The organism is Ruegeria sp. S84, assembly GCF_056583445.1.
This window is the reverse complement of record NZ_CM152618.1, coordinates 2,887,049-2,902,074: the sequence shown is the minus strand read 5'-3', so window position 1 is coordinate 2,902,074 and position 15,026 is coordinate 2,887,049. Positions and strand designations below refer to the sequence as shown.

The 15,026-nt window shown below is 58.1% G+C and carries 13 protein-coding genes and 1 pseudogene; 11 read left to right on the top strand and 3 right to left on the bottom strand.

Annotation, left to right across the window (positions count from 1 at the left end; translation table 11 throughout):
* The first annotated feature begins 84 nt into the window (after positions 1-84).
* The 6 genes from AC1DFB_RS14625 to AC1DFB_RS14600 are packed head-to-tail and all read left to right on the top strand — an operon-like array spanning position 85 to position 5,662.
* Positions 85-1,239: an LLM class flavin-dependent oxidoreductase gene (locus AC1DFB_RS14625; protein WP_480921557.1), complete on the top strand. Its 1,155-nt coding sequence runs from the start codon at positions 85-87 to the stop codon at positions 1,237-1,239.
* Positions 1,239-2,129, top strand: coding sequence for an aldo/keto reductase (locus tag AC1DFB_RS14620; protein ID WP_480921556.1), 891 nt, complete (start codon positions 1,239-1,241; stop codon positions 2,127-2,129). Before AC1DFB_RS14625 ends, AC1DFB_RS14620 begins: the two co-directional genes overlap by 1 nt.
* Positions 2,129-2,644 carry a flavin reductase family protein gene (locus tag AC1DFB_RS14615; protein WP_170408253.1) on the top strand — a complete coding sequence of 172 codons (516 nt, stop codon included), beginning with the start codon at positions 2,129-2,131 and terminating at the stop codon, positions 2,642-2,644. Before AC1DFB_RS14620 ends, AC1DFB_RS14615 begins: the two co-directional genes overlap by 1 nt.
* 53 nt (positions 2,645-2,697) lie before the next feature.
* The gene (locus AC1DFB_RS14610; protein WP_480921555.1) at positions 2,698-3,285 is read left to right on the top strand and encodes a TRAP transporter small permease; all 588 of its coding nucleotides are present in this window, start codon (positions 2,698-2,700) and stop codon (positions 3,283-3,285) included.
* Positions 3,286-4,575: a TRAP transporter large permease gene (locus AC1DFB_RS14605; RefSeq protein WP_170398321.1), complete on the top strand. Its 1,290-nt coding sequence runs from the start codon at positions 3,286-3,288 to the stop codon at positions 4,573-4,575. It begins immediately after the preceding gene.
* A 25-nt stretch (positions 4,576-4,600) separates the two neighbouring features.
* Positions 4,601-5,662 carry a TRAP transporter substrate-binding protein gene (locus AC1DFB_RS14600; protein ID WP_170514487.1) on the top strand — a complete coding sequence of 354 codons (1,062 nt, stop codon included), beginning with the start codon at positions 4,601-4,603 and terminating at the stop codon, positions 5,660-5,662.
* Positions 5,663-5,692: 30 nt separating this feature from the next.
* Here the strand turns inward: AC1DFB_RS14600 and AC1DFB_RS14595 are convergent, their stop codons facing one another.
* The gene (locus tag AC1DFB_RS14595) at positions 5,693-6,163 is read right to left on the bottom strand and encodes a tetratricopeptide repeat protein (RefSeq protein ID WP_170408184.1); all 471 of its coding nucleotides are present in this window, start codon (positions 6,161-6,163) and stop codon (positions 5,693-5,695) included.
* Positions 6,164-6,178: 15 nt separating this feature from the next.
* Between AC1DFB_RS14595 and AC1DFB_RS14590 the strand changes: the two genes are divergently transcribed.
* From AC1DFB_RS14590 to AC1DFB_RS14580, 3 genes and pseudogenes are all read left to right on the top strand, one after another.
* On the top strand, positions 6,179-7,447 hold the full coding sequence (locus AC1DFB_RS14590) for a cytochrome c peroxidase (RefSeq protein WP_170625421.1): 1,269 nt from the start codon (positions 6,179-6,181) through the stop codon (positions 7,445-7,447).
* Positions 7,448-7,522: 75 nt separating this feature from the next.
* A pseudogene (locus AC1DFB_RS14585) lies at positions 7,523-8,907 on the top strand (bifunctional enoyl-CoA hydratase/phosphate acetyltransferase).
* Positions 8,907-10,079 (top strand): acetate/propionate family kinase, encoded by a 1,173-nt coding sequence (locus AC1DFB_RS14580; protein WP_170398336.1) that lies wholly within the window; start codon positions 8,907-8,909, stop codon positions 10,077-10,079. The pseudogene AC1DFB_RS14585 and the gene AC1DFB_RS14580 overlap by 1 nt, the downstream one beginning before the upstream one ends.
* 213 nt (positions 10,080-10,292) lie before the next feature.
* Here AC1DFB_RS14580 and gph read toward each other — a convergent pair whose 3' ends face one another.
* Complete coding sequence (gph, locus tag AC1DFB_RS14575) at positions 10,293-10,955, bottom strand: phosphoglycolate phosphatase (RefSeq protein WP_480921554.1); 663 nt, start codon at positions 10,953-10,955, stop codon at positions 10,293-10,295.
* Positions 10,956-11,180: 225 nt separating this feature from the next.
* On the opposite strand from gph, the gene hemP reads away from it, so the two are divergent.
* Both hemP and AC1DFB_RS14565 read left to right on the top strand, forming a co-directional pair.
* Positions 11,181-11,348 (top strand): hemin uptake protein HemP, encoded by a 168-nt coding sequence (hemP, locus tag AC1DFB_RS14570; RefSeq protein WP_170398358.1) that lies wholly within the window; start codon positions 11,181-11,183, stop codon positions 11,346-11,348.
* Complete coding sequence (locus AC1DFB_RS14565) at positions 11,345-11,821, top strand: hypothetical protein (protein WP_170408198.1); 477 nt, start codon at positions 11,345-11,347, stop codon at positions 11,819-11,821. Before hemP ends, AC1DFB_RS14565 begins: the two co-directional genes overlap by 4 nt.
* A 46-nt stretch (positions 11,822-11,867) precedes the next feature.
* On the opposite strand, the gene AC1DFB_RS14560 is transcribed toward AC1DFB_RS14565, so the two are convergent.
* Positions 11,868-14,933, bottom strand: a complete 3,066-nt coding sequence (locus tag AC1DFB_RS14560; protein ID WP_480921553.1) for an aminotransferase class III-fold pyridoxal phosphate-dependent enzyme — start codon at positions 14,931-14,933, stop codon at positions 11,868-11,870.
* Positions 14,934-15,026: the final 93 nt, after the last annotated feature.

Here is a 15,026-nt window from a genome sequence, read left to right as displayed (position 1 = left end):
CAGGAAAAATTGATACACTATTGATCTACATCAATGCGCTTGCTACGCAAGAGGAAAGTCAAAGATGTACGGAGCGTGAATCAAATGACCATCGTCCCCATCACATCCCCCGACCTGGATGCGGCCGAGGTTTCGTGGTTTGCAGCGCTTTGCTCGGATGACTACCAGTTTCTGGGTGTGCCCGATGGTGAACTGCGATCCAGCTGGGAGCATTGTTCAAGCATCGTGAAAGAGGCCGAGGCGCAAGGCTTTCGCAACATCCTGTGCCCATCGTCTTATCAGGTCGGACAGGACACCCTGAGCTTTGTTGCAGGTTGCGCGCCGATTACCGAAAACATCAACCTGCTGGCCGCCGTGCGCTGTGGTGAAATGCAGCCCATCATGCTGGCCCGCACCATCGCGACGCTGGACCACATGCTGGAAGGGCGGCTGACGGTTAACATCATCTCGTCCGATTTCCCGGGCGAGAAAGCCGACAGTGCGTACCGCTATCAGCGTTCGCGCGAAGTGGTCGAGATCCTGAAACAGGCCTGGACGCAGGACGAAATCAACCATGCGGGCGAGGTCTATAACTTTTCAGGCCTGACCGCCGACCCGGCTCGGCCTTACCAGACCGGTGGCCCGCTGCTGTATTTCGGCGGCTACTCGCCGTCTGCTTTGGACCTGTGCGGTGAACATTGCGATGTCTACCTGATGTGGCCGGAAACAAAGGATCAGTTGGCCGAGCGGATGAAAGCCGTTCATGCGGTTGCCGAGAATTACAATCGTACTCTGGATTACGGCCTGCGCGTCCACATGATCGTGCGGGATACCGAGGCTGAGGCACAGGAATACGCCGACTACATCGTCTCGAAACTGGATGACGAATATGGTCGTGCGATCCGCGAGCGGGCACTGGACGCGACATCCTTGGGCGTGGCGCATCAATCCAAGAACCGCGATCTGGCGGATGAGTATGGCTATGTCGAACCCGGGCTGTGGACCGGCGTCGGACGTGCACGTTCGGGCTGTGGCGCTGCGCTGGTCGGTTCGACCGATCAAGTTATGTCTAAGATCGAAGAGTATCAGAAGATGGGCATTCGCGCTTTCATCTTCTCGGGCTACCCGCACATGGACGAGGCCAAGCATTTTGGCGCCCGTGTGATGCCCAACCTGAAAACCTGCTCGCTTCCCGAAGCCTACGGGCGCGTGCCAGCAACCACCCCGGCAACCCCGCTGGGCAACGGAGTTCGTCGCTGATGCAACGTGTGAAACTATCTGACACGCTGGAAATGAGCCGTCTTGTCTATGGTATGTGGCGCTTGGGTGATGACAGTGACACCTCTACTGCGCATGTTGAGGCCAAGATTCAGGCCTGTCTGGATCAGGGCATCACTACCTTCGATCAGGCCGACATTTATGGCGGATACGCGGCCGAAGCCGTTCTGGGCAATGCCTTGCGCACCAATCCCAGCCTGCGCCAGAAAATGGAGATCGTCACCAAATGTGACATCGTCGCGCCGATGGGGCGTTATGCCGAGGCCAAGGTCAAATATTACGACACGTCGCGTGCGCATATTCTGAAATCGGTCGATACATCTCTGTCGGAAATGGCGATCGACCACATCGACTTGCTTCTGATCCACCGCCCGGATCCAATGATGGATCACCATGAAACCGGTGCGGCGCTGGATGAGGTGGTTGCCAGTGGTAAGGTCGGCGCGGTTGGTGTGTCCAACTTCCGCCCTTGGGACTGGTCTTTGCTGCAGTCGGCGATGAAAACCCAGTTGGTCACCAATCAGATCGAGATATCTCTGGGCGAGATCAGCCCGTTCACCAACGGTGATCTGGCGTTCCATCAACAGCATGGTCACTCGCTTATGGCGTGGTCTCCACTGGGTGGAGGCCTTTTGATGGCCGGGAATCCACCGGTCGGCGTTGTAGCGGATGAGATCGCCGCAGAATTCGGGGTGGACCGCGCCGCCGTTGCGGTTGCCTTCCTGCTCGCGCATCCGGCGAACATCCTGCCGGTTTTGGGCACAAATAATCTGGGCCGTATCAAACGCGCCTCGGATGCGTTGAAGGTCAAGCTAGATCGTGAAAGCTGGTACCGCCTGTATGAGGCGGCGCTGGGACATGAGGTGCCATGATGAACGCAATCTCGCGCGATATGAACCATACATTCGTCCCGCATAAGGACGACACGCGAACCCTGCGCGATGCTTTTGGCCGTTTTGCCACCGGAGTTACTGTCGTGACCTGCGACAGTGAGGATGGGCCAATCTGCATTACCGCCAACAGCTTTTCGTCCCTGTCGCTGGATCCGCCGCTGGTGATGTGGGCGGGCGACCGCAATTCGCGCCGGTTTCGTTATTTTCACGCGGCGCGTCACTTCAGTGTGCATGTTCTGTCTGCTGAACAGGCCGAGCTGTGCTTTGGCTGTTCAAAAGACGCCCATGCGCTGCGTGATATCGAACATGACCGTTGTGAAAACGGCACCCCGTTGTTGCCGGGTAGTCTTGCCCGGTTCGAATGCGAGCAGCACGCTTATCACGATGCAGGCGATCATGTGATCGTGGTGGGCAAAGTTCTGAAAGTCAGCATGGCGGATGGAGACGCGCTGACGTTCTTTGCCGGAAAACTCGGCCAATTCGCGCAGAGCTAAGCGCGATATGAAGACTGCGGGTCAAACCCGCAGCTGACAGTGGGAGGATCCGCATGGGCGGACTGGCATCGGCGTTGACGCCGATTGCATTCGTGAACGAAACCGTGCTGCGTCTGGGCCGCGCGGTCGGTGTTGTTGCGATTGCAGTTATGGTTATCGCGATCCTGATTCAGGTGTTCTTCCGATATGTCTTGGGCAACGCCCTGCCATGGCCGGATGAGGCTGCCCGGTTCTGCATGCTCTGGATGACGGGCTTGATGGCCCCCACAGCTTTCCGTCGCGGAGGGTTCGTCGCCATCGATATGCTTGCGCGCTTCCTGCCGCGCGTGCTTGGTCAATCGCTCAATTTGTTACTGCTGCTGATCTCGCTGGCCGTGCTGCTGGTTGCGGTCAATATCGGCTGGTCTGAGGTTACGGGCTTTGGTGGCCGGTTCGCCACTGCGGCGTTGTACCTGCCTACCTCTTTCGCGTTCGATGAATGGTACCGTATTCCGCGCAGTTGGATGATGGCCTCGCTGCTGGTTGGGATCATCTTGCTGATCTCGGTCAATATCGAACTGATCTTGCGGTCGATAGTAACCATGCTGGGCGGAGCACATCTTTTGCCTGAAATTCCCGAAGCTGCGGTGGGGGCTGAATAAATGCTGATTTGGTTCCTGCCCACCTTCCTGATTTTCCTGCTGATCGGCCTGCCGGTCTTTTTCGCACTGCTGGCAGCGCCCGGCATTCTGCTATGGCTCAGCGGTCAGACCAACGACATTACGCTGCTCTATCGCAATGTCTATAACGGTATGGATAGCTTCCCGCTGATGGCGATCCCTTTCTTCATGCTGGCCGGAGAACTGATGAACCGGGGCGGCATTACCATCCGACTTGTGGAGTTCAGCCAGGCCCTGATGGGCCACCTGCGGGGCGGCCTTGCGCATGTGAACGTCCTCAGCTCGATCCTGTTCGCGGGCCTTTCAGGATCCGCTGTCGCCGATACTTCGGCGCTTGGGTCAATGCTGATCCCGGCGATGGAGAAGCAAGGCTATACCCGCAAATTTGCCGCCGCGATCACGGCAGCCAGTTCGGTGATCGGGCCGATCATCCCGCCCTCGGGAATCATGATCATCTATGCCTATGTCATGGGTGAAAGTGTGGCTGCGCTCTTTCTCGCTGGCATCGTGCCTGGGGTCATGGTCGGTGTCGGTTTGATGCTCATGATCAAGCTTATGGCGGATCGCTACGACTTCCCGGTCGCCAGCCGTAAATACACTTGGCCGGAACGCCGTCAGGCCAGCCTAAAGGCGTTCTTCCCACTGATGACCCCTGTGATCATCCTGGGCGGAATACTGGGTGGCATCTTTACCCCAACCGAGGCCGCCGCAGTCGCAGTAGGGTATGCCTTCATCATCGGTTTCTTCGTCCTGCGCACATTGACGTGGAAAGAAGTCCCCGAAGTGCTCAGCAATGCAGGCATGACCTCCGCTGTCGTCCTGTTGTTGGTCGGGGCGGCAATGGCCTTCAAGACGGTGGTCAGCCTCAGCCATGCGCCGGAACAATTGGCCTCGCTGATCCTCAGCCTGTCGGAAAACCCGCTGATCCTGCTGTTCCTGATCAACCTGCTGCTGTTCATTGTTGGAATGTTCCTGGATGCAGGCCCTGCGATCATCATCCTTGGTCCGATCCTCGGTCCGATCTTCACCAGCCTCGGTGTAGACCCGATCCATTTTGCCATTATCATGAGCGTCAACCTGACTGTCGGTCTGGCCACCCCGCCCATGGGGCTGGTGCTGTTCGTAGCCGCCGCCGTGTCTCGGGAACGGGTTGAAACCATCGCCAAGGCAATCCTGCCGTTTCTGGCGGTCGAAATCATCGTGATCTTCTTGATCACATACATCCCCGCACTATCCATGACGATCCCGAGGATAACGGGATTTGCAAACTGAACTGAGTATCACAGGGAGGAAACGCATGCTCAGAAGATTTATCAAAACCGCAGCGGTGGCCACGTCGCTAGTGGCCGCGTCTGCGATTGCCGCGGCTGCCGCCGACTACACGCTACGCGCCACAGCAAACTCGAATGAAAACGACGAAGACTATGACGGTCTGGTCGTTTTCAAGAACTACGTTGAGGCGGCCTCGAACGGAGCCATTGAGGTTGAGCTGTTCATAGGTACGCAGCTCTGCTCGAACGGTGCCGAGTGTCTGCAGGGTGTGGCAGACGGTACGATCGACATCTACATCTCAACCTCTGGAGGGGCCTCGGGCATCTTCCCTTACGTGCAGGTTCTGGACCTGCCTTACCTGATGGCCGATGACCGCATTGCCGAACATGTCCTATCTGGTGATTTCACCCGGCAGATGCGCGACATGGCGCTGGAGGATTCCGGCGGTGCGATCCGTCTGATGACAATCGGCAATACAGGTGGCTGGCGCAACTTCGCCAATACGCAACGCCGTGTCGCCGAGCCGGCTGACATGGAAGGTTTGAAAATCCGCACCGTGGTTGCCGACTTGCCGCAGGAGCTGGTCAAAGCACTGGGTGCATCACCGACCCCAATCCCGTGGCCAGAACTGTTCACCAGCTTCCAGACCGGCGTGGTTGAGGGCTCGAAAAACGGCATCACTGACATCATGGGTATGAAGTTCCCTGATGCAGGCCTGCAATATGTCACGCTGGATGGGCATGCCTACATGGGTGCGCTGTGGTGGATGAACAACGCCAAGTTCCAGGAGATGCCAGAAGATATGCGCCGCGTGGTAGTCGACGGGTTTTATGCGCTGCAGCAGGCGACCTTTGCCTCACCCAAGCGCAAGTCGATCCAGGCGTATGAGGATTTCGTTGCCGGCGGTGGTGACCTTTATGTCCTTACACCCAACCAGAAAGCTGCTTTCAAAGAAGCCGCAACCCCGGTCTATGACTGGTTCCAGTCCAATGTGGCACGTGGTGATGAGATCTTTGTAGCGTTGACTGACGCTGTGGCAGCAGCCGAGGCGGATGTTAATGCCTCACGTGATGCGGATCTGAACTGAATTGTTGGGCCGGGCCCTGGGGTCCGGCCCTCACCGAAACGGGTACATCCACCCTTTGTAGTCGTTGACCAGAACATGCGCCTTCTCGATCTGCTCCGGCGACATTTTTTTGACCACTTCTTCAAGGCTGATCGCCGCATCGGGGTCGCCGCCAATGGCGCTGAGCGTGTACCACATGTACGCTCGAACCAGATCAGGCGCGGGCATGCCCAGACCCAACTCGTAGTACCAACCGATACCAGATTGCGCCCCGGGATGACCTTTCATCGAGGCGCGCAAGTACCATTCAAACGCGCGTTCATAGTCCTGTTCGACTCCAAGTCCCAACCCGTACATCACACCGATCAATTCCTCGGCTTCGGCATTGCCGGACCGTGCTGCCGGCAGCAATTCCTCACGCGCGGCTTCAAACTCTCCGGCCTCCATCAGATCGCGTGCTTGTTCCAGTTCAGCCAGCGCTGGGGTCGCGAGAAGGCACAGGGCAAATACAAACTGGCGCATGGGGTTGCTTTCCTTTTGGCAGGGGCTGCGGCAGCTCAGGATCTGCCGCGCCCGCTGACGGATGACGATTTCATCCCCTTTGATATGGAACAGGCCGCCATCGGTCATCAACTGTTTTACGATCCGATCTTGTCGGGCAACCAGAACATCAGCTGTGCCCACTGCCACCACCCGGATTTTGGCACCTCGGACGGGTTGTCGCTGGGCATTGGCGAGGGCGGGCAGGGGCTTGGCCCAGATCGCACGCCGGGCACCGGAGCGGACAAAATCCGCAAGCGTATTCCCCGCAATTCGCCGGGGCTTTGGAACCTTGGGGCAAAGGACCTTCACACGGTCTTCCATGACGGTCGCCTAAGTATCTCTGACGTCTACGGTAACGGCTTCAATTCGCCCGCGCAGGAATGGCTGCCGGAGGGGTTGAATTCACTGCTGGCCGCGCAGGCACTTTTCCCGCTGACCTCGCAATTCGAGATGGCCGGAAATGTGGCCGAAAATCAAGTCACCGGCGCGGTGCATGACCGCATCGACAAGGGCTGGCCGATCCTCGCCAAACGCGTGCGCACTGATCCGCGCTATGGGCCTGCCATGGTCAAGGCGTTCGATGACATCGACACGACCGAGGACATCACGATAACTCAGATCACCAACGCGCTGGCCGCGTTCATGGCACTGGAGTGGCGCAGCACCAACAGCCCGTTTGATCAATATCTGGCCGGAGACCATGCCGCTCTGACGCCAGAGCAATACGATGGTATGACCTTGTTCTATGGTGAGGCAGGTTGCGCAAACTGCCATTCCGGCCCGTTGCTATCGGATCAAAAATTCCACGCGCTGAGCTTGCCGCCATTTGGACCGGGCAAGACCCGCCAATGGGACCCCTATGCCCGCGACGTGGGTCATATGGGTGAAAGCAACCGTCTTGAGGACGCCTATCGCTTTCGCACACCGATGCTGCGCAATGTGACAGAGACGGCGCCCTATGGTCACAACGGTGCCTTTCCCGATCTGGAAGGCATTATTCGCCACCACTTGAACCCATCTCAGAGCCTCGCTGCCTGGACCCCTGATTTGGCCGGGCTGCCCAACGTGCCGTGGCTTGAGAATGTTGATTTCATCGTCTGGCAGGACCGGTTTGAGATGGAGCGTCATCGTCAGAAAATTGACATCGAACCGCTGGAACTGACCGATGCCCAGGTCGCAGATCTGGTGGCTTTCATGGGTGCATTGACCGGGACCACACTGGATGCGCCACTGTTCGGTGTGCCAGATGGGTTTGAGCCCTAGAAACCCACCGAACGTCATTGGAAATTTACGTGAAATCTCATAATGATCGGTGCAAAACAGCCGCCGAGAGTTTCAATGCAGTATCACAACAAGCCCTTTGATCAGCTTCAGATCGGTGACACCGCCGAGCTGACTCGGTTCTGCACAGAGGATGATTTTTATGTCTTCGCATCGAATTCCGGCAACCATAACCCTTTGAACCTGGCCGACGAAGATGGGGACGGTGATAACGTAAACGAGGCGATCGCGCCCGAGATGTTTCTTGGGGCTCTGATCTCGGCCGTTTTGGGGAATATCCTGCCGGGCGCGGGTACGCTGTATAAGTCGCAAAGCTTGGATTTTAGCGCCCGGGCATATGCGGGTGAAGAACTGCTGGCCAGAGTTACGGTTATCGAAAAACGCGATAACCGCGAGGTAGTTCTGAAAACTCAGGTGATGCGCCCTAGTGATGAGGCGCTGATCGTGTCCGGCATCGCTGTCGTGATCGCTCCGGAGAAAGAACTGTCATTCAATGAGATTGAAGTGCCTGGTCTGGTCGTCGAGCGGCACCGGCATTTTGATGCACTGCTCGATCGCTCGCGCCCGCTGCCTCCGATCCCCACGGCAGTTGTCGCCCCAGAAGAGCCCAACTCGCTGGGGGGGCCTTATTGGCGGCGCGTGAAACCATCATCAAGCCGGTCCTGATAGGTGACCCCGACAAGATTGCTGCAGCAGCGCGTGAGATTGAGTTGCCCTTGGGTGACGTCGAGATCGTTCCTGTTAAGGACCATCTGGACGCCGCCAACAAAGCGGTTGATCTGGTTGTCGAAGGACATGCTGAAGCATTGATGAAGGGGCATCTTCATACGGACGAACTGCTACGGGCGGCGTTGCGGCGGGATCGTGGACTTCGCGCGGGGCGCCGATTTACGCATGTCTTCGTCATGGATATACCCGGCCAGCCGCATCCCTTGCTGGTGACCGATGCGGCCATCAATATCGAGCCGGATCTGGAAACCAAGATCGACATCACGCAGAACGCGATCGATCTGGCAATCTCAATCGGAATTGGCGCTCCGAAAGTGGGTGTTCTGTCGGCGGTCGAGACGGTGAATCCGGCTATCCGGTCGTCGATTGATGCCGCATTGCTGTCGAAGATGGCCGAGCGGGGGCAGATCAGGGGTGGCTTGGTCGATGGGCCGCTTGCCATGGACAACGCGGTCAGCCTGGCCGCGGCGCGCACCAAAGGGATCGTGTCCGAGGTGGCCGGACGGGCAGACATTCTTGTCGTACCCAATCTGGACGCAGGCAACATGCTAGCCAAGCAACTGACGTATATCGCGCACGCCGAGGCTGCCGGGGTGGTGCTGGGCGCGCGCGTACCGATTATTCTGACCAGTCGCGCAGATGGCGAGAAGGCGCGGCTCGTTTCCTGTGCCGTCGCGGCCCTGCATGCGGCGCGGATGTCGGGTAAGATCTGATGGACCATATCATCACACTGAATTCAGGCTCGTCCTCGCTGAAGTTTGGGTTGTTCTCCGCGGGCGAAGCAGATCCGATCCTTGTCTGTTCGGGAGAGGTGGAACGCATCGGCAGCCGCGCGGCGCGCATCAAAGCAGAGACCACGGATGGCCGCGTGCTTGCCGATACCGCTTCTGAAGCGCTGTGCGATCAGGCCAGCGCCTTGGACTATATTTTGGATTTGCTGGAACGGCAGTTCCCGTCGGCGGGCGTGACCGCGGTTGGACACCGCATCGTGCATGGCGGCCCGGATAATGACAGGCCCATTCTGCTGACCCCCGAAAGCTTGCAGATGCTGGAAAAACTCGAGCCTTTTGCGCCTCTGCACCAACCTTACAATCTGCAGGGCGCACGTACTGCGATGGACAGGTTCCCCAATGCCAAGCAGGTTGCCTGTTTCGATACCGCTTTTCACCGCCACCACCCTTGGGTCAATGACACCTTCGCATTGCCGACCGAGTATTACGATATGGGCGTTCGCCGCTATGGCTTCCACGGTCTGAGCTATGATTACATCTCGGACCATCTGGCCAAGACTGCTCCGCTGATACATGGCGGACGGGTGGTTGTGGCGCATCTTGGCAACGGTGCCTCAATGTGCGCCATGATCGGAGGTCGCTCGGTCGGTTCAAGCATGGGGTTCTCGGCCATGGATGGTTTGCCGATGGGAACGCGTTGTGGCCAGCTGGATCCGGGCGTTGTGCTGTATCTGATGGATCAGCAAGGCATGAATGCGGATGAGATCTCGGACCTTCTGTATCGTAAATCCGGGTTGCTTGGCCTTTCCGGGATGACCAATGATATGCGTACGCTTGAGGCGTCGAATACGCCGGGTGCACGCAATGCCATCAACTACTACACGTTCCGGATACGCCGCGAGCTGGGCGCTTTGGCCGCCGTGTTGGGAGGTCTGGACGCAGTCGTGTTTACCGGCGGGATCGGTGAGAACTCGACCTATATCCGCGACCGTATCTGCACTGACATGGGGTGGTTGGGTCTTGAACTGGACCACGATGCAAACGCGGACAATCTACGCGTCATCTCGACCGACCTGTCACGTGTGAAACTGATGGTCATTCCGACGAACGAGGAACTGGTGATCGCGCGTGCCGCGGCTGAGAAAGCCGCATAAATCCCAGTTTTTAGGCTTCTGCGCGCAAAATAATTTGGGGGATCGGGAAAAAAATCGCAGCACTACGGGAATCCCCCAATTTCGCGATCCGCGCAGGTGCGTTAACTTTTCATTAACTACCGGGCCAGTGCGCCCAATCCACTTTCACTAATTTCCCCCGATGAGGGGCTGGCTTCTTACCCCCTTGGCCGGCCCCTCGACCTTTTTTGGGGTCTATGCCTGCGTCAGGATTTTCCGAACAAGTGCAGGCAGTGCGGTACTGTTATCATAGCTGAGCGTGTGCGGCATGTCCGAAACCGGCGACTTTCGATATCCCTGTTCAAACAGCAAAAACGGGACCTGAGCCCGTTGCGCAGTTTCGGCATCAACCTCACTGTCGCCAACGAAGATCTGTGGGCCTGCGGCTTGAAGGGTCTTGAAACAGGCGTGCAAGTGCTCTGGATCGGGTTTGCGTATATCCAGCGTGTCTCCACCAAAGACCGTGTTGAAATAGGGTAGCAGGCCAAGTTCGCCCAGCACATGCCGGGCAGGGGCTTCGGGTTTGTTGGTGCAGACCCCAAGCGCACAGCCCATATCGCGAAGCTCATCCAGCGCCTGGATCACGCCGGGATAAACTACGGTCTGATCGCAGGCGCCTGCATTGTAGTGCTTCAGAGTAAGCAGTGTCAGGTCCTTGTGAAGCGTTGGCTCCAGCCCGCAATGCGTCATCGCCCGCTCGACCAGCTTGGGTAATCCGTTCCCGACGAATCCCCGGATCGTATCCTGAGGCAAGGCGGGGTGCCCCTGATCGTGCAGCATTCGGTTTACCGCAGCTGCAAGGTCGGCAAGGCTGTCTATCAGGGTGCCATCCAAGTCAAATACGACAACTGCTGCCATCTGCGAATCCGCCTTTGTTTGTTGATGTCCAATGCCTAGGTCGTGCTGTGCGACGGCGCAATAGAGACCCGTGGGAGTGATTGAAAAAACAGCAGCTTGACAAACCTTACTATTTTTATCAGATTAATCACACGAACAGATAGCCAGCCCAAAACAGGGTCAGCCAGATCAAGCGAAACGAAGACAGACAAGGCCAAGTGCCACAGATGCTCTGGAGATGCCCCAATGAACGCGCAAACCCCTACCTCGACCCTTAGCTACGCTGTTTCGATGCTTCCGGCCCACAAGGCGGAAGACCTCACCAATGGCGGCAATTTGGCCCATATCGAGCTGGGCGATCAGCTTTATACGCTGCGTATCACCCGCGCAGGCAAACTGATCCTGACAAAATGAGCGCACCTTCTTCGCGTGGCGGGGCGGCTGTTGGCCGTCTGGCTGACCTGAACCCCATTGAGGCCGGAGCCGTCATGTATCTGCGGCTTTGGGGTGATGGGGTCGAAGGCCGGGCAAATGCCGCAAGCGATTTTGACATCGCGCTGGGTGCAGATCAGGGACGCGCCACGATGCTGACGCTGGACCGGCTGTGTTCACTTTGTGCACATCACGGTCGCCGTCCGCTGGTGCGTCATGGGCTGGGATGTGCATGTCTGGGCGCTGATGAGAATTGTTTTGCCCAGATGATCGGTGCCGCCTCTGAAGGGGCGCGTGAAGATGCAATGATGATGGCCTCGCTGATCGTACGGCCCGATTTCGCCCCGGCACTGGCCTCATTGTCCGAGGAACTGGGCTTGGCGTTACGCCGGATGACCGTTTCGATCCCTTTGCCGACGACCGGGCACCACCCCCCACATTCAGTGCTCCACTGATCGACGGCGACAAAACCCCAGCAATTTCGCTGGGGTTTTGTGTTTCTTAGCAGCAGCCGCAGCCCGCATGATGATGATCGTGATCGCACATGGGGGCAGGGCTGTAGTCACCCACTTCGCCAAGAACCTCCCGCAGCGCCCAAAGAATCATGTCGACGTCCTCTGCTTCGATGGTTAGCGGTGGCCGGATTTTCAGGATATTGTCCTTGGGTCCCTCGCTACCGATCAGAATGCGATGATCGCGCATCCGATTCTTGACGTAGCTGCAAATCTCACCGCTTTCCGAACCGTCAGGATTGACCAGTTCCACCCCTAAAAACAGACCCATGCCGCGTACATCGCCAACGCAGGCAAAGTCCGCTTCGATCTTTCGGAGGCCGTCCATCAGACGAGCCCCCATCACACGGGCGTTCTCTTGAAGGCCTTCATCGTCGACGATGTCCAACACCTCTTTTCCGATCCGGCAAGACAGGGTCGATCCTCCGAAGGTCGAGAAAAACTCGATCCCGTTGTCGAAGCTTTCGGCGATCTCTTTGGTAGTGACCAGCACACCCAGCGGGTGGCCGTTGCCGATGGGCTTCCCCATTACCACTATGTCAGGCAGCGCGCCCTGATGTTCAAAGCCGAAGTAATAGTCGCCCAGGCGCCCGAGGCCGGTCTGGACTTCATCGGCAATGCAGACCCCTCCGGCGGCGCGGATTTTTTCATAGACCGCAGACAGATAGCCTTTTGGTGGAATGATCTGTCCCCCGACCGAGGGGAATGTTTCAGCGATGAACCCGGCTAGGCCTTGCCCTTTTGCCTGCAATGCCGAAATCGCCGGATCAATCAGGTCAGCAAACTTCCGGGCACGCTCGGGGTCATCACGCCGGAACGAGCCGCGATAGTCATCCGCGACCTCAACCAGTTCCACCCAATCTGCCTGCCCAATACCGCCAGGTTTGTTGAATTTGTAGGCCGAGATCGCCACCGCAGCGTTTGTGTTGCCGTGATAGCCGTGATCGGGCGTCACGATCCCTTTTGCCCCGGTATGCGCGCGCGCCAGACGCAGAGCCAATTCGTTGGCCTCAGTCCCTGAGTTGACGAAGAAACAGACCTCAAGGTGATCCGGCAGTTTCGACAATACCTTGTCGGCAAAGGCGGTTTGCGCCGGGTGCAGATAGCGCGTGTTCGAATTCATGCGCTTCAGCTGATCCGCTGCAACCGCCTGAATACGCGGATGCGCATGGCCTACATGCGGAACGTTGTTGTAGGCATCCAGATAGGGTCGCCCCCATTCATCGAACAGGTGATGCCTCCAGCCACGCACCAGCATGACCGGGTCGTCGTATGTCAGGCTGACATTGCCGCCGAAGTGTTCGCGCCTGTCCTGTAGGATCGCCTGCTTGTCGGTTGGTCGATAGAAAACCTTTTCATCAGGCAAGTTCAACAGTGCTGCGGGGTTGGGGCAGACCGCGTGCCAAAGCTCGAGCTCATCAGGATCCGCTACGCCCGGCCAGTCGGCCTGCATACCGTCGGTCGTCAGCGCCAGTTGGAAATGCACATGCGGGGCCCATCCGCCATTCTGACTGGCATCGCCCAGACGGGCAAAAGCTGCACCCTGAGCCACCGGGTCACCCGGTTTCAAACGCTCACTCACCTCAGGGTCCAGATGGCCATAAAGCGTGTAGAATGCATCCCCTTCGGGCGTTTCGTGGTGCAGGATCACAACCCCGCCATAGTCGAGATGCGCGTCCCTGTTTTCAACCGCTTCGACCCGACCGCTGAGAGGTGCATGCAGCACTGTTCCGGCGGGTGCAAACACATCCACGGCCAGATGCACTGTGCGCCGATCCGACGCTTTCCACGGTCCCTTGCGAAACCCCGGCTCAGCATAGATCAGGCGTGGCTCGCTGTAATACCCAAGCCAGGGATCATCCCCAAACTCCTCACCAACCCGCGCCGCCTCGTCCAGCGGCATGTGGAACGGGTTTTGAGGCCAGGTTGAGTTTTCCACCGACAGTGAGCCCATCGGTGCGTCGCTCAGATTCTGCCCGAACATCTGCGCGAATTGTCCGCGATGGCCGGACAGGTAGGCGTGAATGCGCTCGGCTCCGTTCACAACCGGCAAGCCACACGCTGCGCGCAATAGGGCGGGCATGAGTGCGCCATTGATTGCCTCATTTTCAATCAATCGCCACGCTGGGGCCTGGCTGATCGTGACATACGGATCATCCGGGTTCTCAATCGCCATCAGCGTCGAATTCACCACGGACACCGCCAACCGTGCTTGCAACAAAGGCCAGATCAGGTCGATCTCATCCGGGCGTAACCGATTGGCGGCGTGATACCCGCGTACCAGCGCAGCCAATGCGCGCTCGGGTTTAGGGTGGTCCAGAACGACATAGGCCCCGGCAATAGCCAGATCGCAAACGCGCGGCGCCGCGCACATGTCGCCAAGATCGATCAGACCCGAGATGCTGCGTCGTTCGCCCAGATTGCCTTCAACAAGGATATTGTAATCATTGGCATCATTGTGAATCGCCTGCTTTGGCAATGCACCCAGTTGATCAGAGATCGCCTCAAAATCCTCAGCGATTTGTTGAACGCGCGCGCGTCGTGCCGGATCAGAGATGGCCTCTAGTTGGTCGACGATCCAACTCGCCCGCGTCAAATCCCATTTGAAATCGGCGCGCTGCAAACCCTCATGGGTGAACCCCTCCAGCGCCCGGTCGGTTGCGCCCAGAACACGGCCCAGTTTTAGTATCAGGTCTTCGGTCTTGGGCGCGCTGCTTGCATAGCATGCCCCCGGCAGTCGTTCCTGCAGCCAGACCAGTCGCGGTTGCCCATGCGCGTCGGCAATCTCGGGCAACATCATCCCGTTCAAATCGGGATAAACGGCAGGAAAGGGCAATCCGGGCGCTGCCGCGCTGAGATGTCCCAGCGCCTTGATCTGCAGATCGACTAATGCCGCATCGCACCCCGCGCGCATCACCTTGAGCACATAATCCTGCCCGTTGGTGGCTTTGACCACAAAGTTGAGGTCGTACTCCCCATCCAGACGCGTCAGACGGGCGTCCAGACCCCAGTGTTCACGCAGGCGACCAGCCCAGAAAGTGTTCATGTCGCTCATGCGCTATCTCTTGCAACTGCCACGGTGATCCTCTTCATCTGGCCAAAAATATCTTCGGGCGGAGTCGCGCCCTTGCGCGATGGGGCAGACAGC